16 protein-coding genes, 3 tRNA genes and 1 pseudogene are annotated in these 17,705 nt (G+C 57.9%); 10 read left to right on the forward strand and 10 right to left on the reverse strand.

Going from position 1 to position 17,705, the window contains the following annotated elements:
- Positions 1 to 37: 37 nt before the first annotated feature.
- The gene (drpB, locus tag ABLV54_RS26700; RefSeq protein WP_023290293.1) at positions 38 to 319 is read right to left on the reverse strand and encodes a cell division protein DrpB; all 282 of its coding nucleotides are present in this window, start codon (positions 317 to 319) and stop codon (positions 38 to 40) included.
- Positions 320 to 861: 542 nt separating this feature from the next.
- On the opposite strand from drpB, the gene ompC reads away from it, so the two are divergent.
- A complete protein-coding gene (ompC, locus tag ABLV54_RS26705) occupies positions 862 to 1,998 on the forward strand; it encodes a porin OmpC (protein ID WP_348814258.1) in 1,137 nt (378 codons plus the stop codon).
- Between the two features lie 275 nt (positions 1,999 to 2,273).
- Here the strand turns inward: ompC and ABLV54_RS26710 are convergent.
- Positions 2,274 to 2,363 (reverse strand) — tRNA-Ser (locus ABLV54_RS26710).
- Between the two features lie 90 nt (positions 2,364 to 2,453).
- On the opposite strand from ABLV54_RS26710, the gene mtfA reads away from it, so the two are divergent.
- On the forward strand, positions 2,454 to 3,254 hold the full coding sequence (mtfA, locus tag ABLV54_RS26715; RefSeq protein ID WP_248860783.1) for a DgsA anti-repressor MtfA: 801 nt from the start codon (positions 2,454 to 2,456) through the stop codon (positions 3,252 to 3,254).
- Positions 3,255 to 3,354: 100 nt separating this feature from the next.
- A tRNA-Asn gene (locus ABLV54_RS26720) sits at positions 3,355 to 3,430 on the forward strand.
- A gap of 279 nt (positions 3,431 to 3,709) precedes the next feature.
- Here ABLV54_RS26720 and ABLV54_RS26725 read toward each other — a convergent pair.
- Complete coding sequence (locus ABLV54_RS26725) at positions 3,710 to 4,099, reverse strand: RidA family protein (RefSeq protein WP_101978053.1); 390 nt, start codon at positions 4,097 to 4,099, stop codon at positions 3,710 to 3,712.
- Between the two features lie 140 nt (positions 4,100 to 4,239).
- Between ABLV54_RS26725 and ABLV54_RS26730 the strand changes: the two genes are divergently transcribed.
- Positions 4,240 to 5,160: a LysR family transcriptional regulator gene (locus ABLV54_RS26730; RefSeq protein ID WP_226563993.1), complete on the forward strand. Its 921-nt coding sequence runs from the start codon at positions 4,240 to 4,242 to the stop codon at positions 5,158 to 5,160.
- Positions 5,161 to 5,544: 384 nt separating this feature from the next.
- Here the strand turns inward: ABLV54_RS26730 and ldtA are convergent, their stop codons facing one another.
- From ldtA to nac, 3 genes are all read right to left on the reverse strand, one after another.
- A complete protein-coding gene (gene ldtA, locus ABLV54_RS26735; protein ID WP_023290298.1) occupies positions 5,545 to 6,486 on the reverse strand; it encodes a L,D-transpeptidase in 942 nt (313 codons plus the stop codon).
- A 78-nt stretch (positions 6,487 to 6,564) separates the two neighbouring features.
- Complete coding sequence (cbl, locus tag ABLV54_RS26740; RefSeq protein ID WP_023287797.1) at positions 6,565 to 7,515, reverse strand: HTH-type transcriptional regulator Cbl; 951 nt, start codon at positions 7,513 to 7,515, stop codon at positions 6,565 to 6,567.
- A 106-nt stretch (positions 7,516 to 7,621) separates the two neighbouring features.
- Positions 7,622 to 8,539, reverse strand: a complete 918-nt coding sequence (gene nac / locus ABLV54_RS26745) for a nitrogen assimilation transcriptional regulator NAC (protein ID WP_004203498.1) — start codon at positions 8,537 to 8,539, stop codon at positions 7,622 to 7,624.
- 330 nt (positions 8,540 to 8,869) lie between these two features.
- Here nac and ABLV54_RS26750 point away from each other — a divergent pair.
- Positions 8,870 to 8,945 (forward strand) — tRNA-Asn (locus ABLV54_RS26750).
- A gap of 94 nt (positions 8,946 to 9,039) precedes the next feature.
- Here ABLV54_RS26750 and ABLV54_RS26755 read toward each other — a convergent pair.
- A complete protein-coding gene (locus tag ABLV54_RS26755) occupies positions 9,040 to 10,674 on the reverse strand; it encodes a Na+/H+ antiporter (protein WP_205425530.1) in 1,635 nt (544 codons plus the stop codon).
- Positions 10,675 to 10,813: 139 nt separating this feature from the next.
- Positions 10,814 to 10,936: a hypothetical protein gene (locus tag ABLV54_RS26760; protein WP_256204754.1), complete on the reverse strand. Its 123-nt coding sequence runs from the start codon at positions 10,934 to 10,936 to the stop codon at positions 10,814 to 10,816.
- Between the two features lie 217 nt (positions 10,937 to 11,153).
- Here ABLV54_RS26760 and ABLV54_RS26765 point away from each other — a divergent pair.
- The 3 genes and pseudogenes from ABLV54_RS26765 (at position 11,154) to ABLV54_RS26775 (ending at position 13,883) form a co-directional block, all read left to right on the forward strand.
- Positions 11,154 to 11,979: pseudogene (locus ABLV54_RS26765) on the forward strand (TetR/AcrR family transcriptional regulator).
- Positions 11,918 to 12,832 (forward strand): MDR family oxidoreductase, encoded by a 915-nt coding sequence (locus tag ABLV54_RS26770; protein ID WP_248860826.1) that lies wholly within the window; start codon positions 11,918 to 11,920, stop codon positions 12,830 to 12,832. Before ABLV54_RS26765 ends, ABLV54_RS26770 begins: the two are co-directional and overlap by 62 nt.
- Positions 12,833 to 12,950: 118 nt before the next feature.
- Positions 12,951 to 13,883, forward strand: coding sequence for a nucleoside recognition domain-containing protein (locus ABLV54_RS26775; protein WP_348814259.1), 933 nt, complete (start codon positions 12,951 to 12,953; stop codon positions 13,881 to 13,883).
- Here ABLV54_RS26775 and ABLV54_RS26780 read toward each other — a convergent pair.
- A complete protein-coding gene (locus tag ABLV54_RS26780) occupies positions 13,794 to 15,416 on the reverse strand; it encodes an alpha/beta hydrolase (protein ID WP_248860781.1) in 1,623 nt (540 codons plus the stop codon). The two genes, ABLV54_RS26775 and ABLV54_RS26780, sit on opposite strands and share 90 nt — an antisense overlap.
- 272 nt (positions 15,417 to 15,688) lie before the next feature.
- Between ABLV54_RS26780 and pmrD the strand changes: the two genes are divergently transcribed.
- Both pmrD and ABLV54_RS26790 read left to right on the forward strand, forming a co-directional pair.
- Positions 15,689 to 15,934, forward strand: a complete 246-nt coding sequence (gene pmrD, locus ABLV54_RS26785) for a signal transduction protein PmrD (RefSeq protein ID WP_032453423.1) — start codon at positions 15,689 to 15,691, stop codon at positions 15,932 to 15,934.
- 149 nt (positions 15,935 to 16,083) lie between these two features.
- On the forward strand, positions 16,084 to 17,517 hold the full coding sequence (locus ABLV54_RS26790) for an AMP nucleosidase (protein ID WP_248860825.1): 1,434 nt from the start codon (positions 16,084 to 16,086) through the stop codon (positions 17,515 to 17,517).
- On the opposite strand, the gene ABLV54_RS26795 is transcribed toward ABLV54_RS26790, so the two are convergent.
- Positions 17,514 to 17,705, reverse strand: a 192-nt coding sequence (locus ABLV54_RS26795; RefSeq protein WP_348814260.1) for a hypothetical protein, incomplete at its 5' end; no start/stop codon positions are given. The genes ABLV54_RS26790 and ABLV54_RS26795 overlap by 4 nt on opposite strands.

Consider the following 17,705-nt stretch of genomic DNA (forward strand, 5'->3'; position numbering starts at 1 on the left):
TTCCTTTATCTGTAGGTCAGCCTCGAGCATAGCAACTTTACGACCGATGATCCCGCCCGCTTCCGGAGGGCCGTGTATACCAGACGACAGCGCCGAGGATCGCGCCAATGCCGGCGAGCACCAGCATTCCCAACAGGGCGCCAAGCCATTTCCCTGCCATGGTGCCAAAGTCGCCCTCCGCGCTGGCGCCGGGGACGCTGTGAATTTTTCCCACCACCCACCAGTAACGCACAATGACCCAGACACAATATCCGCAAAAGGCATACAACGCCCATAGCGCGAGTTTGCCGCCCGGGCTGCGTTTTGCCTGCTCTTCCATCTCATTCCTCTCCGTGACAAATCATACTACCGCCACTCAAAAACGTGACGCTCATCACATTATACCGCCATGCTGCGCCACAGGCAGCAGTTTCATCCTTGTCTTCTGCACCCACTTATCACTTATTCTGCCAATGGAAATACGCAGGGGTGGTTTTTTTTATTCTTTACCCACGGGCTTAAACATTAACGACACCCAGCCATGCCGCGTAGTGTAATTATCAATCCGCCGGCGGCATTGACTAATAAATTATATTTAAAGGCTGAATGACCAACTCGCTTTAAATTAATATAAATGATTTCATTCTGTTAACCACGATCGCAACGCATCCACATAACTCATTGCTATACAACAAAATAATCATTAAAACAGATTCATTTAAATTTAATATAATGAACCACACAGAAACATTTTGTAATATCTTACATTATTTATTTACATATTTTATTTTAAATAAAAATGAACTTAGTCGTTAGTATCTGACAGGCATTCCGGAGGGATTGTCATAATTCACAGAAATTATTATTAAAAGGGAATATATAATGAAAAGAAAAGTACTGGCACTCATGGTATCGGCATTACTCATGGTCAATGCCGTTAATGCTGCAGAAATTTATAACAACAACGCCAACAAACTGGACCTTTATGGGAAAGTCGCCGGCCTGCGTTACTTCTCTGACGACACCAGCGAGGACGGCGACCAGACCTATGCTCGCTTAGGCATCAAAGGCGAAACGCAGATCGCTTCCGAGTTAACCGGCTACGGTCAGTGGGAATACAATGTCAAAGCGAACACCAGCGAAGGAGAAGGCGCGAATTCATGGACTCGTCTGGCCTTCGCCGGTCTGAAGTTTGCTGACTATGGCTCACTGGACTATGGCCGTAACTACGGCGTGGTGTACGACATCGAATCCTGGACTGATATGCTGCCGGAATTCGGCGGTGATACCTACACTCAGACCGACGTTTACATGACCGGCCGCACCAACGGGGTGGCCACCTACCGTAACAGCGATTTCTTCGGCCTCGTCGACGGCCTGCATTTCGCCCTGCAGTATCAGGGGAATAATGAAAACGCCGGTTCTGGCGAAGGCACAAACAACGGTGGCGCTCGTAAACTGGCGCGGGAAAATGGCGACGGGTTTGGTATTTCCAGCTACTACGATCTCGATATGGGCATCAGCTTCGGGGCCGCCTACTCGGCTTCCGACCGTACCCATAACCAGCTGGCGGCAGCACGCAGCAGCCATATTTACGCTAACGGTGATAAAGCCGAGGCCTGGACCGTCGGCGCAAAATATGACGCCAACAACATTTATCTGGCCGCCATGTATGCGGAAACCCGCAACATGACCTTCTACGGCAACGGCGCTATTGCCAACAAGACGCAGAACTTTGAAGTCGTCGCCCAGTACCAGTTCGATGAGTATAATTTACCGCTGCGTCCATCCGTGGCCTATCTGCAATCGAAGGGGAAAGATCTTTACAACTATTCTCGCTATAGCGACAAGGATCTGGTCAAGTATGTCGACATCGGCATGACCCACTACTTCAATAAGAATATGTCCACCTATGTGGATTACAAAATCAACCTGCTGGATGAAGACGACCGCTTCTACCGCAACAACGGTATCTCGACCGATGATATCGTGGCCCTCGGTCTGGTTTACCAGTTCTGATCCCCATCAAAGCCCGCGCTCAGCGGGCTTTTTCTTGTTCCCGCTCCGTTGAGATCACTCTTTTCAACATTGCCGCTTTCCAGGCGTACCTTCCCTCTTTATGATGCGTTTAAGCTCGTTCGGGCAAATTGCGGCGGTAAGACCACAAAAGGACAAGGCGCACTACCGCGTCTTTACGCTGAAACCAGGACGATGATGATGGCGATACCCCAGCGCAGGCGTTATACCTGAAGCTAACGGTGTTATTGAAGGGGAATGGTCAGAGAAAGAATAGTTGGCGGAGAGAGGGGGATTTGAACCCCCGGTAGAGTTGCCCCTACTCCGGTTTTCGAGACCGGTCCGTTCAGCCGCTCCGGCATCTCTCCGCTGTTGTGGTTGCTATAATGCCAGGATCTTTGGCATTTTAATAGCTCCCGTTTCGGTAATCGTGTTCAAGTGACGACTTTGCGAGCAATATGATGTTTAAATGGCCCTGGAAAGCAGATGATGAGTCCGGCAACGCAGAGATGCCCTGGGAGCAAGCGCTTGCCATTCCGGTTTTAGCCCACCTTTCGCCCGCTGAGCAGCACAAGCTGACGCAGATGGCTGCCCGTTTCTTACAGCTAAAACGTCTGGTGGCGCTTCAGGGGCTGGAACTGACTCCGTTGCACCAGGCGCGGATAGCTATGCTCTTCTGCCTGCCGGTACTTGAGCTGGGGATTGAGTGGCTGGACGGTTTTCACGAAGTGCTGATCTACCCTGCCCCCTTTGTCGTGGATGATGAATGGGAGGATGATATTGGTCTGGTCCACAACCAGCGGGTGGTGCAGTCGGGGCAAAGCTGGCAGCAGGGTCCCGTAGTGCTGAACTGGCTGGATATTCAGGACTCCTTTGATGCGTCAGGCTTTAACCTTGTGGTGCATGAGGTGGCGCATAAGCTTGATGCGCGGAATGGTGATCGGGCCAGCGGGGTGCCGCTGATCCCACTGCGCGAAGTCGCCGGCTGGGAGCACGATCTCCACGCGGCGATGAACAACATTCAGGATGAGATAGATCTGGTAGGGGAAAGCGCCGCCAGCATTGACGCCTATGCCGCCACCGATCCCGCGGAATGCTTCGCCGTCCTTTCGGAATATTTTTTCAGCGCGCCTGAACTGTTCGCGCCCCGCTTCCCGGCCCTGTGGCAACGTTTTTGCCATTTTTACCGCCAGGATCCGCTGGCGCGCAGACGTGAAAATGGCCTGCAGGACGAAGACGAGCGGCGCATTGTTCACTAAAACAACGTGTTGAGCTAAATTTAGCCATTTGAATCAGCAGGTTAATTTTAGTGTTGACACAAAAATGCCGGGCCAGTAGTATGCGCCTCGTTCACACGATTCCTCTGTAGTTCAGTCGGTAGAACGGCGGACTGTTAATCCGTATGTCACTGGTTCGAGTCCAGTCAGAGGAGCCAAATTTAAAAAGCCCGCTCAGGGAAACCTGAGCGGGCTTTTTGCTTTCCGTGAGCCCCACGCCAGCGGGTATAAGCAGCATCGTACCGTTGGTACCGTCCAACGTTCCGTATGCGATCCCCGCAGGTGAAAAGCAGCGCCGCTGCTCCCAACCTTATGGCTACCGACTTTCGATCCGACGGTAACCACTGGGTCTGGCGCTGGGTAGCAGACGATCCCGATTCGGCAGTTACCGCTGCAGACAGCGCGGGCTGCCCAACTGGCGGAAAGACCCGTAACGCTTAGGGTAGCCTGGCAATAACCTTAATCTCGAACTTAAATCCATAAAGCCACGTCACGCCGATCCCGGTCAGCGTAGGGTAAGGCGCTTCTCCCCAATATTCTGGCAGGATACTCCAGATAGCGTCGAGATTTGACTCAGGATCGACGACAAAGAGGGTAACGTCAACCACGTCCCTAAACGTGCAGCCCGCCGCTGCGAGCACAGCATTAAGATTTTTGAACGCCAGCCTGACCTGTGCTTTCAGATCGTGCTCAGGCGAACCATCCTCGTGGCTACCTACCTGCCCCGAAACAAACAAGAAACCATTGGATTTGATGGCCGGTGAATAACGATTGCGCTCATAGAGCGCCTGCCGACCGAGGGGAAAAACGGCTTCGCGTGCTGTCATGTTTGTACCTTTATGCTGGGGCGAAATCAGCCCGGTGAATGTAAAGACACTGTACAACGGCCAGATCGGGCGGATAAACAAGCGACTTTGTCGCTCATTGTTTGTAATATCCAAACAATCGATGAAAGACAGGATAAGAAATGGATCGTTTCGATGCGATGCGCGCCTTTGCTCGGGTGGTGGAGGCAGGGAGCTTCACGAAGGCTGCCCAAACGCTTCATATGAGCAAAACCACGGTGACGCAACTCATTCAGCAACTGGAAGCGAGACTGCGCGTCAAATTGCTCCATCGCACCACCCGCAAGCTTGGAGTGACTCCCGATGGCGCGGTCTACTACGAGCGCGTCATCCGCCTGCTGGCGGACATGGAGGATGCTGAAAACAGCCTGTCCAGTGCGGCGATGACGCCCAGGGGACGGCTACGGGTGGATGTGCCCAGTCCGCTCGCCCGCCTCATCCTGGTGCCGGCGCTACCGGCTTTCCACGCCCGCTACCCTGATATCCAGTTCGACATGGGCGTGAGCGACCGGAAGGTAGATCTGATCGGCGACAACGTGGATTGCGTCCTGCGCGGTGGCGAAATCACCGACCAGTCCCTAATCGCACGCCATGTCGGCGATTTGCCAATCGGCGTCTACGTCGCCCCCCGTTATGTGGAACGCCTTGGCGCTCCCGCACACCCGCGAGAGCTGCAAAATACTGACCATTGCATAGTGGGATTCTTGTCCTCACGCACCAGTAAGATTGATCCTTTGGTACTGCGCAGTGAGAATGAACGTATTGAAATCACGGGCAACTACGTCCTTGCCGTGGATGATGGCAATGCTTACCTCGAAGCTGGGTTAGCTGGCTTAGGCGTGATTGCGCTGCCCAACTATATGGCGGTAGCGCATCAGGCCGTTGGCGCTTTGATTCCATTATTTACACAATGGCGGATTAGCCCAATGCCTCTGTACCTGGCGTTTCCACCGAACCGCCATGTCAACGCCAAGCTGCGCGTTTTTATTGACTGGATCGTTGAAGTGATGCAGCAGCATGTCCCGATTGCCAACAATAAATAACGACATCCCAGCCCCCTGATTCGCTTATCAACGACGATGGGGGCCAGTAGTAGTGACTGTGGTCAGGCGTGTTTTGACAATAGGGATTCTGCAGCACTCATCAGTATTATATTCTGGATATTGGCTATCATAACGGGGATATTCGCTTTCATGGACAATGGCAGCCAAAAAAAAGATCCTCAGTAACAATATTAAGTCCATAGATATATTTGCAGACTTTATCATCTCCGCCTGAGCCTCTCCTGGCGCCCTCATTAACACGCCATCACCGCCACTGTTGATAAGTTAAGGATCGGTTTCCCGATCCTTATCCCCAACAACGTTGAATACATCGACAGCAAAAGAGCCTTCTTTCAATAGCCGTTAATCAGACTAAACGACCCGCTACAAACTCCCCTGCGCCGCTGTGGCGCTGATATTCACCGGCATGCCGGAGCGGCGCTGCAGGGTTTGCTCGGCCTGCGAAGGACTCACTCCCGGCCCCTGAGTAAATTCGCGCAGCGCCGAGGTCATCGGCAAGGGGACTTTTCTGTCGGATTCAAATTCCGCCCGGTTGCGCGACAGCGGCTCGTGCACCTCCAGCCAGTGGCTGCCATCCGGTTCCACGGTGTACTTCACCGGCTGATCGATCAGCTGGACGCGCGTCCCCACCGGTACGTTATCAAACAGGAATTTAATGTCGTCATTGCGCAGGCGGATGCATCCCTGGCTGACGCGCAGCCCGATGCCAAAGTTGGCATTGGTGCCGTGGATGGCGTACAGCCTGCCGATATAGATCGCATACAGCCCCATCGGATTATCGGGGCCGGGCGGCACCATCGCCGGCAGGGTTTTGCCCTCTTTCGCATATTCACGGCGGGTATTGGCGGTCGGTACCCAGGTGGGCCCTTCCTGCTTGCGCTCTACCGCCGTCACCCAGTTACGCGGCGTTTCGCGTCCCGCCTGGCCAATGCCGATTGGCAGGACTTCCACGCTATTGCCCAGCGGCGGGTAATAATAGAGGCGCATCTCGGCGACGTTGATAACGATCCCCTCACGCACGGTGTCAGGCAGGATCAGCTGCTGCGGAATGGTCAGCGTCGAACCGGAGTGCGGCAAATAGACATCGACGCCGGGGTTAGCCTCCAGCATATTGCTCAACCCCTGGCCGTACTGGGCGGCAAAGCTTTCCAGTGGTTGAGTGTTGTTCTCCGGCACGGCAATGGTAAAAGCGCTGCCCACCAGACGGCTCCCCTCCGGCGGCAGCGGATAGCTGACGGCCAGCGCGCTGTGGCTGGCGAACAGCATCAGCGCCGAACAGAGTAATGTCACACGCCGCATCGTCATTTTCCCTTCCTCAGTCGCGACTCTCGTGTGTGAATTATAGCGGCATTTCCTCTCCCCGATCCGCTGGCCAGCATTTCCTTAAATCTGATAGTCGATAGCGGCCTCTTCCGGCTCCATCGCCTGGCGCTTGATCTCATCCAGCGACAGTCCGGCATTGCACAATTCGATAAAGCGCCAGACGTAATTACGCTGCAGCTGACCCCGCTTCAGTCCCAGCCATACGGTATTGGCATCAAACAGATGGCGGGTATCGAGCCGCGTAAAGGTGTCCGCTTCGCGGGCATCCCCGGACTGCTCGGCAACCAGCCCGACGCCCAGCCCCAGCTCGACGTAGGTCTTGATCACATCGGAATCCTGGGCGCTCAGCACAATATCCGGCATCAGCCCTTTGCGGTTGAAGGCCTCATCGATCCGCGAACGGCCGGTGATCCCCTGGCGATAGGTGATTAACGGCCAACGGGCAATCGCCTCCAGCGTCAGAGGAGACACCTGGGTCAGGGGATGCTCTTTGGGTACCAGCAGGCTGTGATGCCAGCGGAACCAGGGGAAAGCCGCCAGCGTCGGGTCGTTGCTCAGACGCTCGCTGGCGATGCCGATATCCGCCCCGCCGTTATGCAGCAGCGCTTCGATTTCCTGCGGGGTGCCCTGCACCAGCTCGACGCGAACGTCGGAGAACAGCTCGCGGAAAGCTTTAATCACCGGGGGCAGGCTGTAGCGCGCCTGGGTATGGGTGGTGGCGATGGTTAAGACGCCGGAGGCATCGTTAGTGAAGAGATCCGCCAGCCGCCGGACGTTGCTGGCTTCATTGAGGATCCGCTCAGCAATGGATAACAGCGCTTTACCCGGCTCGGTCATGCCTAACAGGCGTTTGCCGCGACGGATAAAGATCTCAATCCCCAGCTCCTCTTCCAGTTCCCGGATATGGCGGCTGACGCCTGACTGCGAGGTATAGAGCATATTCGCGACTTCCGTCAGGTTGTAATCCTGACGGGCCGCCTCACGGATAATTTTCAGTTGCTGGAAGTTCACCCTTTCCTCCGGGCCAATGGACTTAACGTATCTGCTATTGTTAAAGTCTGTTGTCCCGGGTAACAAATAATAAAAACCAGCAACTTATTCCTTAAGAGAATATAGCTTAACTAACCAGCTGCAGTTCGCGGTTCTCCAGCGACGGACGGCTCACCAGAGACAGCAGGATCTCCTTCACCGCCTGCGCCTGCGGCGACAAACCGCCGCGCGCCGACATGTTCAGCGACAGCGACAGGCTCATTGACGGCGTGCTAATCCGCGCCATCCAGCCGTTCGCCGCGCCGCACAGGGAGCGGGCAGCGGATTCCGGCAGGACCGTCGCCCCCATGCCGCTGGCGATGGCCGCGGTCAGGGTGGTAATGGATTCGATCTCGCCGATAATTTTCGCCGACAGACGACGCAGGGTGAACGCCTCGGTGACCCGCGCCCGTACCGCGCTGTAATCTCGCGGCAGGAACAGGTTCATCTCCGCCACCGCCGTGAGGTCCACGCTCTGCCCCGGGCAGTCGCGGGTGCCGACCAGGTAGAGGTCTTCTTTCAGCAGCGGCTGGCTGACGATGCCGGCCACCGGCGAACGCTCATACAGCACCGCCATATCCAGCTGGCCCGCCAGCAGCTTGTCATTCAGCGCAGTGCCGCTGCTCTCCTGCAGATAGACCATCACCTCGGGCAGCTCATTACGCACCGTCTGCAGCAACGGCATGGTAATGGCGGAGGCCGCTGTGCCCGGCGCCAGGCCGATCGAGACCTGGCCACGCAGCGTCTGGCCGACGTTATTGACCGCCAGCTGCGCCTGCTCACACTGGCGCAGAATGGTCCGCGCATGGGTATAAAGGATTTTACCGGCTTCCGTTGGCGTGACCCCTCGCTTGGTGCGTATCAGAAGCTGCTGGTCCATTTCACCTTCCAGGGTCGCGACCTGCTGGCTGAGGGCCGGTTGGGCGATGTGCAAGACTTCAGCGGCCTGGGTCAGACTGCCGATATCGACGATTTTCACAAAATATTTCAGTCGTCTTAAGTTCATTTTGCCTCCTGTAAGGAACGCCAGCGTCAACGCTGGAAGTATGATGAAACTGGTTGTGCAATTTGCTTGCCAGCTTTTCATTTCCGCTGCCGTTGCCCGCCACAGGCGGTGTTATAAGGGATAGTGATAGCAATCCGGTTTTTATTTGCCCGGTAAGCAGATTGTGGTATGCCCCATTAGGGGTACATTCGCACTACAACGGTGCAATCTGGTGAAAAAAACAGCGCATGCGCGGGGGTTGCTGAAATTGTCAGCAGTCGAACGCAATTCTTTGAATCAGGCTTTGACAAGGCCGGGTGGCATCGTTAATATGCGCCCCGTTCACACGATTCCTCTGTAGTTCAGTCGGTAGAACGGCGGACTGTTAATCCGTATGTCACTGGTTCGAGTCCAGTCAGAGGAGCCAAATTTAAAAAGCCTGCTTTCGAGCAGGCTTTTTGCTTTTCCGCGCCAGCCGCGCTGCCGGAAGGCGAAGGATCCCCCCTCCGGCGATGGCGCCCCTAGCGCAAGCTCTCTTCCTTCAGGTCTATCTCTCGCAGCACCTCATAAAAGGTGATATCGCTAATGTTGTGGGCGCGACGCAGCCGGAACAGCTCCTGACGCTGGGCGATAATGACCTCTCTTTGCATATATTTCTCCAGCCTGGCGCGCTTAGCCAGCTCCAGCCCGACGTCCTGCCCTTCGTCATTGTCGTTATAGTGCAGCCGCCGCTGGTAGGTTTCCAGCAGCATATTGCCGGCATCAGCACGCAGGGCCTGCTCAGTCGGATCCTCCACCGGCTCGTCGAGTAGCGCATTCAGCCGGTTGATAGCCACTTCGGTCATGACGGCGCCAATATCGTCTTTGCCGGTGTCATGGGGTAAATCATCGGCAAGATAGCGGGTCATGAACGGCAGACCGATAGCCGCCACCACCAGCGACATCAGGATCACCGCCATTGAGAGAAAGATCAGCAGTTCGCGGCCCGGGAATGGTGAACCATCCGCCAGCACCGCCGGCAGCGTCAGAATACCGGCGAGCGTCACGGAGCCTTTGACCCCCGCCAGCGCCATGACGGCGAGGATGCTGAATCGCGGACGGACGGTGATGGCTTTGCCCCGGCGTTTGCGGCGAAAAATGGTCAACGTCATCGACAGCCATACCCAGGCGAAACGCATCAGACCGAGCGCGAGGGTGATGGCCACGGCGTACAGCAGCAGATACCAGGGCGAAGGGACGCCGGCCTGGCTGGCTACCGCCGGCAACGTCCTGAGCATGCGGGGCAACTGCTCGCCCAGCATCAGGAAGATCATCCCGTTGAGGGTAGTCTGCAGCATGGACCACACCGCGCTGCTTTTCATGCGCGTCGCGGGTAGCCGGGGCCCCGACAGCTGTTCATAGTGCATCGCAATGCCGGCGGCGACGGCGGCAAGAATGCCGGAGACTTGGAACGCCTCGGCCAGCAGGTAGGCGGCGAAGGGGATAAGCAGGCTGATCAGGATCTGGATGGCCGGCTCCTCGCGGGTGCGCCGCACCAGAAAGTTATTACATTTGCCGGTGACCCACACCACCACGAGCCCACTGAGGATGCCCCCGAACGCCATCAGGAAAAACTTCATCACCGCCTCTCCCGGGGAGAAGCTGCCGGTCAGCACCGCGGCGATGGCGAAATTAAAAGCGACGAGGCCCGAAGCATCGTTTAACAGCGATTCCCCTTCGAGGATATGCGCCATCCGGGAAGGCAGCGGCGAGCTGGCGGTCATTGCCGATACCGCCACCGGATCGGTGGGTGACAGAATCGCCGCCAGGGCAAACCCCGCCGCCACGGTGATCGCCGGAATAAGCCAGTGAATAAACAGGCCAATGCCGAGGATAGTGACCATCACCAGGCCTATCGCCAGCGACAGAATCGGCTTCATATCGCGGAAAAACGCGTCTTTCGGGATCCGCCAGCCATCGAGGAAAAGCAGCGGCGGGATAAACAACAGCAAAAAGATGTGCGGATCGAAATCGACCTGAAAACCACCGGCGGCCAGCGCGGCGCCCGCGGCGATCTGGATCAGCGGCAGCGGCACTTTAACGGGCAGAAGATGGGAAATGAACACCGTCACCACGATGGCCATCATAAAGACCAGCACAATAGCGATTAGCGACATTCATCCCCTCCTTTGACGGCAATATTCATTCTGTACATCAGGCTGTTATTCCTTTTTCGCAGGTGTGGTTTCGGCGGCGGGTTATTTATCCAGACGCCGATAATAAAGGACAGGCTTTCCTGTCTTGCGGCGTTTTTATTTAAACTGAGCTGGCAACCGGCGCCCCTTCAGGGGGGACAATGTGTTTTATCAGGCCGGTGTTGTCAATCCGCCAGGGTCTGCCAATCATCGCCAGCCCGGCAATATAATCGCTACCATTCATCCTTATCATTCCGTGGCGACCAGAGAGATATATGGTCAGCGGATTGATATTCTCTGCAGCAGCCGCGCGGAGAACCACGCATTAATAATTGATGATAATCCGCGTCGCCTTCATAAGCTGACTGCCTCGAAATCCCGCCCTTCTCTGCCTTACATGGCTTGCCCCCCACCGGGATTGGGGGTACCCTGACAAACAATTAAACCATACGGTCTAAATGATGAATCCCGCTACCTCCGCCAACCAGAAGCCCCGCCGCGGCCGACCGCCAAAGGCCGATCGCCAGTTTGTCGACACGCGACAGGCGCTGATTCGCTCGGGCCTGGAGGTGCTGACCGAAACGGGCTATCTCGCGGCGGGTATTGATGCGGTGATCAAGAACATCGCCGTGCCGAAGGGGTCGTTTTACCACTGTTTCAAAAGCAAGGAGGCCTTTGGCCTCGCCGTGCTTGCCGCCTATGGCGACTACTTTGCGCATAAATTAGATAAATTCCTGCTGGACGACGCCATGCCGCCGCTGGAACGGATGGCGGCCTTCGTGCGTGATGCCGGTCAGGGAATGGAGAAATACCAGTTTCGTCGCGGCTGCCTGGTAGGCAACCTGCTGCAGGAAGCTCCCCTGTTGCCCGAGGCATTTCCCCAGCGGTTGCAGACCATCCTGGCGGCATGGGAGGCGCGCGTGGCCCGCTGCCTGCACGAGGCGCGAGCTGCCGGGACGATCGCCAGCGACACCTCGCCGGAGGCGCTGGCCCAGGTGTTCTGGATCGGCTGGGAAGGCGCGGTGATGCGCGCCAGGCTGGTCCAGTCCGCCGCTCCCCTTAACCAGTACTGGGATTTCTTTGCGCACACTATGATGGCAATAACACCTGCACAGGACGGCGATAGCGCCGATAACTCCCTTCAGACGAGGAATACTCAGTCATGAAAGCATTAGTTCTGGACCAGATTGACAACCGCACCGTGGCCGACGTCAAAGCGATTGACCTGCCCGCCCTTACCGAAGGCGACGTGCGGGTCGCCATCGACTGGTCGAGTCTCAACTATAAAGATGCCCTGGCGATCACCGGCAAAGGCAAAATCATCCGCCAGTTCCCGATGGTGCCGGGGATTGATTTTGCCGGCCGGGTAAGTGAAAGCCGCGATCCGCGCTTTGTTCCCGGCCAGGCCGTGATCCTCACCGGCTGGGGCGTGGGCGAAAACCACTGGGGCGGTCTGGCCACCGAGGCCTGTGTCAAAGGCGACTGGCTGGTTGCCCTGCCGGAGGCGCTCAGCGCGCGCCAGGCGATGATCATCGGCACCGCCGGCTTCACCGCGATGCTGTGCGTCGATGCCCTCGTCAGCGCGGGCATCACCCCGGAAAGCGGTGATATCCTGGTCACCGGCGCCAGCGGCGGGGTCGGCAGCACCGCCGTGGTACTGCTGAAAGCGCTCGGCTACCGGGTGACGGCCGTATCGGGCCGCGAGTCGACGCACGACTACCTTCGCCAGCTCGGGGCCGACGCCATCCTGCCGCGCAGCGACTTTGCAGAGACCCGCCCGCTGGAGAAACAGCTGTGGGCGGGCGCGGTGGATACCGTTGGCGGCACGATGCTGGCCAAAGTGCTGGCGCAAACGCACTATCGCGGCTGCGTCGCCGCCTGCGGTCTGGCCGGGGGCTTCGATCTGCCAACCACCGTGATGCCGTTTATTCTGCGCAATGTGCGTCTGCAGGGGGTGGATTCGGTGATGGTGCCCACCGCAGAACGCGACGCGGTGTGGCAGCGTCTGGCCCAGCTGCTGCCGGAAAGCTACTACCAACAGGCAGCCACGGAAATCACGCTGGAGCAGGCGCCAGCGTATGCCGCAGATTTCCTCAGCAACAATATTCATGGCCGCACGCTGGTCAACATCGGCCGGTAATCCTCTCCTCCCGGCGCCCCACGGCGCCGGTCCCCGGGGCGATCCTGACATATCATTTCCTTCCCCACGGGATTATGATGACGCGAACGAATGGCTTTGCGAGTGGTAAAGAACGTAAATGGATGTCATAAGCATCATTATGGCGGCGGGCAAATCGTCCGTTGACGTCGCGCTGTATACGCTGTTGCCGATCATGGTGATCATGCTGATTATCATGAAATATCTGGAGGTCCGCGGCATCCTCGATGTGATTGTGCGCTGGGTTGCGCCATTGCTGAAGCCCTTCGGCTTAACCGGGATGAGCGCCTTCGCCCTGATCCAGATTAACTTTGTCAGCTTCGCCGCCCCGCTGGCCACGCTGTCGATTATGGACAAATGCGGCGTTTCTGACCGGCAAATGGCCGCCACCCTGGCCATGGTCTTCGCCATGGGGCAAGGCAACGTCTTTTATCCCCTCACCCCTTTCGGCCTGCACTGGCTGGCCTCGATCGTTATCTCAGTGGTCGGCGGCCTGTGCGCGGCGGCGGTCGCCTGGCACGTCACCGGACGGCGCCTATCGGTCGCCGAGAACCCTCGCGCGGAAGCGCTGCCCAACGCCGAGCAGAACAGTCAGGGCATTCTGGCGGTGATCAACAGCGCCGGCTCCGACGCCATCCGCCTGGCGCTCGGCGCGGTGCCGATGCTGATCCTGTCGTTAACCATCGTCGGACTGCTGCAGGGCGCAGGCGTCATCGACCTCCTACAGCAGCTGCTGAAACCGGTGCTCGGCTGGCTGCATATTCCGCAGAACTTTGTGCTACCGGCGCTGGTGAAGTACGTCGCCGGGGGCACCGCTTATTTTGGCGTCATTTCCGAGCTGATCCAGCAGGGCAAAGTCACCGTCAGCCAGGTCAACGCCTCGGCAGGCCTGCTGATCCAGACCTTCGATCTGCCCGGAATCGGTATTTTCCTCGGCATCAGCTCACGGTTTGTCCGCCTGTTTCGCTTCGTGGCTCCCGCGGCGATCGTCGGCATTCTGCTGCGCACCGTCCTGCACCTGATCCTCTTTTAACGCCTCCGCGCTGGCCTGCGCCTTCAGGCAGGCCACCACCGCCGCCTGCTCGCCGCAGGCGATATACTCATCGACGCGGGCCAGCATCCACGGAAAGAAAGGATTGGAGGTGACGCGCATTAACGTCTCCAGCCCCACGCTCAGCGTCCCGGTCTCTCCGCGCAGTGAAATGGTGCCCAGGCTAATGCCGTAGCGGTTCTTCTCGTCCGGCTCACGACCATACAGCGAGTCGCTCAGGGGAAACGGCACTGCCACATGCGACAGGGAGTACATATCCGCCGGCCAGGCAAGGTGTAAAGGATAACGATGCTCTTCCCGTTCCTGCGCCAGCGTGGTACGGGCGATGGTCTGCAGGGTGTGCGCCGTCGCGTTGGTCACCACCGTCGTGGTATAGGCCCGCGGCGCCGGCGGCAACAGCGTATTCACCGCCGCATAGAGCGCGGGACGGAACAGGACCCGGAGATCCGCCGCCTGATTTATGTCGAACACCACCAGCTCGCTGCCGTTGTCCGGCAGGTAGCGATACAGGGACTCCACCACCGCCCGGGTGCTGACGGTGGAATCCATTACCGACTGAAAGGTGAGGACCGGCGGCAGCGCTTTCAGCGCCCCCTGACGGGACGCGCGAATAATCTGCTGCTGCAGCGCCTGGCTCAACAGCCAGGACTGTCTCGCCGCTTTTACCGGAAACGAGTTGTACTTGAACGGATTAAACTCAGGCGCCACGTTCAGCCAGGCCGCGCGGGCAAACGCCGGGAAGATGGACGGCAGCCCGGCGAGACCGGCGAAACGGGCAAACGCCGTCACGCCGATCATCGGCGACAACAGGATAATCTGCTGCGGCTGGCGCAAGTGGCTGTCCTCCAGGCTATCGAGGGCATACTTGAGCGCCAGCGCGCCGCCGTTAGAGTAGCCGACCAGATGCAGCGGCACGTCCGCCCCTGCCAGGCGCGTCGCTTCCCGCACCGCCAGACGCGTTGCCGCCAGCCAGGTCTCCCAGTCAACGGCGGTTAACGCCCCCGGCGCGGTGCCGTGGCCCGGCAAACGCGGCGCCACCGCCACATAGCCCCGCTGCCGCCAGAGTTGCGCCAGATAGCGCACGCTGTAGGGCGAATCGGTCAGGCCATGGAGCAGCACCACGCTGCCGCGCGGCTTGCCCTGCGGCAACAGTATAAAAGAACGGTTCCAGTCCTGCGTAAACTGTCCCGGCCAGACGCGGCTGTGGCGATAAAAGCGGTTGACGGGGGTTTTATCTTCCTCCGGTAAAGCATCCGTCACCTCGCGCTGGAGATCGGCGAAAATGGTCTTCTCCCGCGCCAGATATTGGGCAAAGGTCGCCTGGTCGATCTCTTTGGCCGCCATCTCATTGCCGCGCCAGGTATGCCAGCGATGCAGCGCCGGGCCGCGCTGCGACTCATAGATCCGTCCGGCGAGAAACACCACCAGCAGCGCCAGCACCGCAATGCTCCCTTTTTTCAGCAGTGAGCCGATAACGGCGCCCGACGTTCGCCAGTGTCGTAATAGATGCTTCATAACGCTCTCTCTGATATTTATCGCGTAGCCGAACGCGTTCTGCCCTATTCCTGACAAGCGCTTCTCACGGTCTGCTTTTCAGCATAGTCATCGCTTCCGGCAAATTAAACCCGGCAGATCATTCCCTGCCGGCGAAAAAAAACCTACCGCTGAGATCAACGTTTGGTCGCCTGTTTTTAAACACTGCATAAACCAGCGGGATAATCTTATTGTCAGATTTTTAAGAAACATGAATTATCGGCGGATGTGTCACCAGGAGAGGAAAAAAACAGATGGAGTGGTGGGTAAAAAAAGTCCAGGATAATTCTCCGTCCAGCCCCTGCCGCGTCGTGCTCCAGAGCGGCGCACTGGAGATGATCGCTGAGATTGAAGCCTGTCGCCTCCGCCTGCGGGAAGGGGATAAACTCACACCGCTGGCCGATGCGCGCTATTGTCTGAATAATAATCCGACGCAAACATTGAAGATCCGCAACGCCAGCCATTATAGCAGCGCGCGCTGGGCAAACGCCGGCAAATAAATCGAGTCCGGCCCCTGTGCCGGTATTGAGCTGAGTATCTTCGCAACTGACAGATAAATTCCCCTTCGCCCTTTTCCCGCTGTGACATACTATCGGGAATGTCAGCAGACCTGAAACAAGGAGCGAATCATGAATAACAAGGCCGCAGTCTGACCCCGGAACAAGCGCTTGCCGAGCTGGAAGCGCGTTATGAAGCCTCGGTCACGGCGTTGCGCAAAGCCATCGGCGACTATATTGACCATCATACGCTCCCTGATACCGAAGCCCGCGCGGAAGGCCTTTTTGTCTATCCGCAGCTGTCGGTCTCCTGGGACGGCGCCGATCATAAAGCCCTTAAAACGCGCGCCTGGGGACGTTTCACCCATGCCGGGTGCTATACCACCACTATCACCAACCCGAAACTGTTCCGCCACTATTTACTCGAACAGCTGACCCTGCTGTATCAGGACTATGGCGCCCATATTAGCGTCGAGCTGTCGCAGCATGAAATCCCCTACCCTTACGTGATAGACGGTTCCACCCTGACCCTTGACCGTTCGATGAGCGCCGGTCTGACGCGCTATTTCCCCACCACCGAGCTGTCGCAGATTGGCGATGAGACCGCGGACGGCCTGTTCCATCCTACCGAGTTCTATCCGCTGTCGCACTTTGACGCGCGGCGCGTCGATTTTTCGCTGGCGCGTCTGCGGCACTATACCGGCACCCCGGCGGAACACTTCCAGCCCTACGTGCTGTTCACCAACTATACCCGCTACGTGGATGAGTTTGTCAGCTGGGGCTGCAGCCAGATCCTCGATCCTGACAGCCCCTATATCGCCCTCTCCTGCGCCGGCGGGATCTGGATCACCGCCGAAACCGAAGCGCCGGAGCAGGCCATTTCCGATCTGGCGTGGAAGAAGCACCAGATGCCGGCCTGGCATCTGATCACCCACGATGGCAAAGGGATCACCCTGATTAACATTGGCGTCGGCCCGGCCAACGCCAAAACCATCTGCGACCACCTGGCAGTGCTGCGCCCGGATGTCTGGCTGATGATAGGCCACTGCGGCGGCCTGCGTGAAAGCCAGGCCATCGGCGACTATGTGCTGGCCCACGCCTATCTGCGCGACGACCATGTACTGGATGCGGTGCTACCGCCGGATATTCCCATCCCCAGCATTGCCGAAGTGCAGCGCGCCCTGTACGACGCCACCAAGCAGGTGAGCGGGATGCCGGGCGAGGAAGTGAAGCAGCGGCTGCGTACCGGGACGGTGGTCACCACCGACGACCGTAACTGGGAGCTGCGCTATTCCGCTTCCGCGCTGCGCTTTAATCTCAGCCGCGCGGTGGCTATCGATATGGAGAGCGCGACCATCGCCGCCCAGGGTTATCGCTTCCGCGTCCCCTACGGCACGCTGCTCTGCGTCTCGGACAAGCCGCTGCACGGTGAGATCAAGCTCCCCGGTCAGGCCAACCGCTTTTATGAGGGGGCCATCTCTGAGCATCTGCAGATCGGCATTCGGGCCATCGACCTGCTGCGCGCCGAGGGGGATCACATGCACTCGCGTAAGCTACGCACCTTCAACGAACCGCCGTTCCGCTAACCGGCGACGGGGAAAGAGAGAGGAAAACGCTGGCGTTCCCCGCAGGGGAGCGTCAGTGGCCGGGTGAGCGAGACAAACGTCCCGGCGGTGGCTGCGGATGTTGAGTCCGCAAGGAAACGGACAGACAGAAAAGGGCTTTGTTGAATAAATCGAACTTTTGCTGAGAGCTTTGTTGAATAAATCGAACT

This window comes from Klebsiella sp. JB_Kp042 (genome assembly GCF_040065275.1).
In the GTDB taxonomy this organism is placed as follows: Bacteria; Pseudomonadota; Gammaproteobacteria; order Enterobacterales; family Enterobacteriaceae; genus Klebsiella; species Klebsiella quasipneumoniae.

Bases quoted from the DNA above. Each gene is read 5' to 3' on its own strand.
- drpB (WP_023290293.1), bottom strand. From the start codon at position 319: ATGGAAGAGCAGGCAAAACGCAGCCCGGGCGGCAAACTCGCGCTATGG.
- ompC (WP_348814258.1), top strand. From the start codon at position 862: ATGAAAAGAAAAGTACTGGCACTCATGGTATCGGCATTACTCATGGTC.
- mtfA (WP_248860783.1), top strand. From the start codon at position 2,454: ATGATGTTTAAATGGCCCTGGAAAGCAGATGATGAGTCCGGCAACGCA.
- ABLV54_RS26725 (WP_101978053.1), bottom strand. From the start codon at position 4,099: ATGACAGCACGCGAAGCCGTTTTTCCCCTCGGTCGGCAGGCGCTCTAT.
- ABLV54_RS26730 (WP_226563993.1), top strand. From the start codon at position 4,240: ATGGATCGTTTCGATGCGATGCGCGCCTTTGCTCGGGTGGTGGAGGCA.
- ldtA (WP_023290298.1), bottom strand. From the start codon at position 6,486: ATGACGATGCGGCGTGTGACATTACTCTGTTCGGCGCTGATGCTGTTC.
- nac (WP_004203498.1), bottom strand. From the start codon at position 8,539: ATGAACTTAAGACGACTGAAATATTTTGTGAAAATCGTCGATATCGGC.
- ABLV54_RS26755 (WP_205425530.1), bottom strand. From the start codon at position 10,674: ATGTCGCTAATCGCTATTGTGCTGGTCTTTATGATGGCCATCGTGGTG.
- ABLV54_RS26760 (WP_256204754.1), bottom strand. From the start codon at position 10,936: ATGAATGGTAGCGATTATATTGCCGGGCTGGCGATGATTGGCAGACCC.
- ABLV54_RS26775 (WP_348814259.1), top strand. From the start codon at position 12,951: ATGGATGTCATAAGCATCATTATGGCGGCGGGCAAATCGTCCGTTGAC.
- ABLV54_RS26780 (WP_248860781.1), bottom strand. From the start codon at position 15,416: ATGAAGCATCTATTACGACACTGGCGAACGTCGGGCGCCGTTATCGGC.
- pmrD (WP_032453423.1), top strand. From the start codon at position 15,689: ATGGAGTGGTGGGTAAAAAAAGTCCAGGATAATTCTCCGTCCAGCCCC.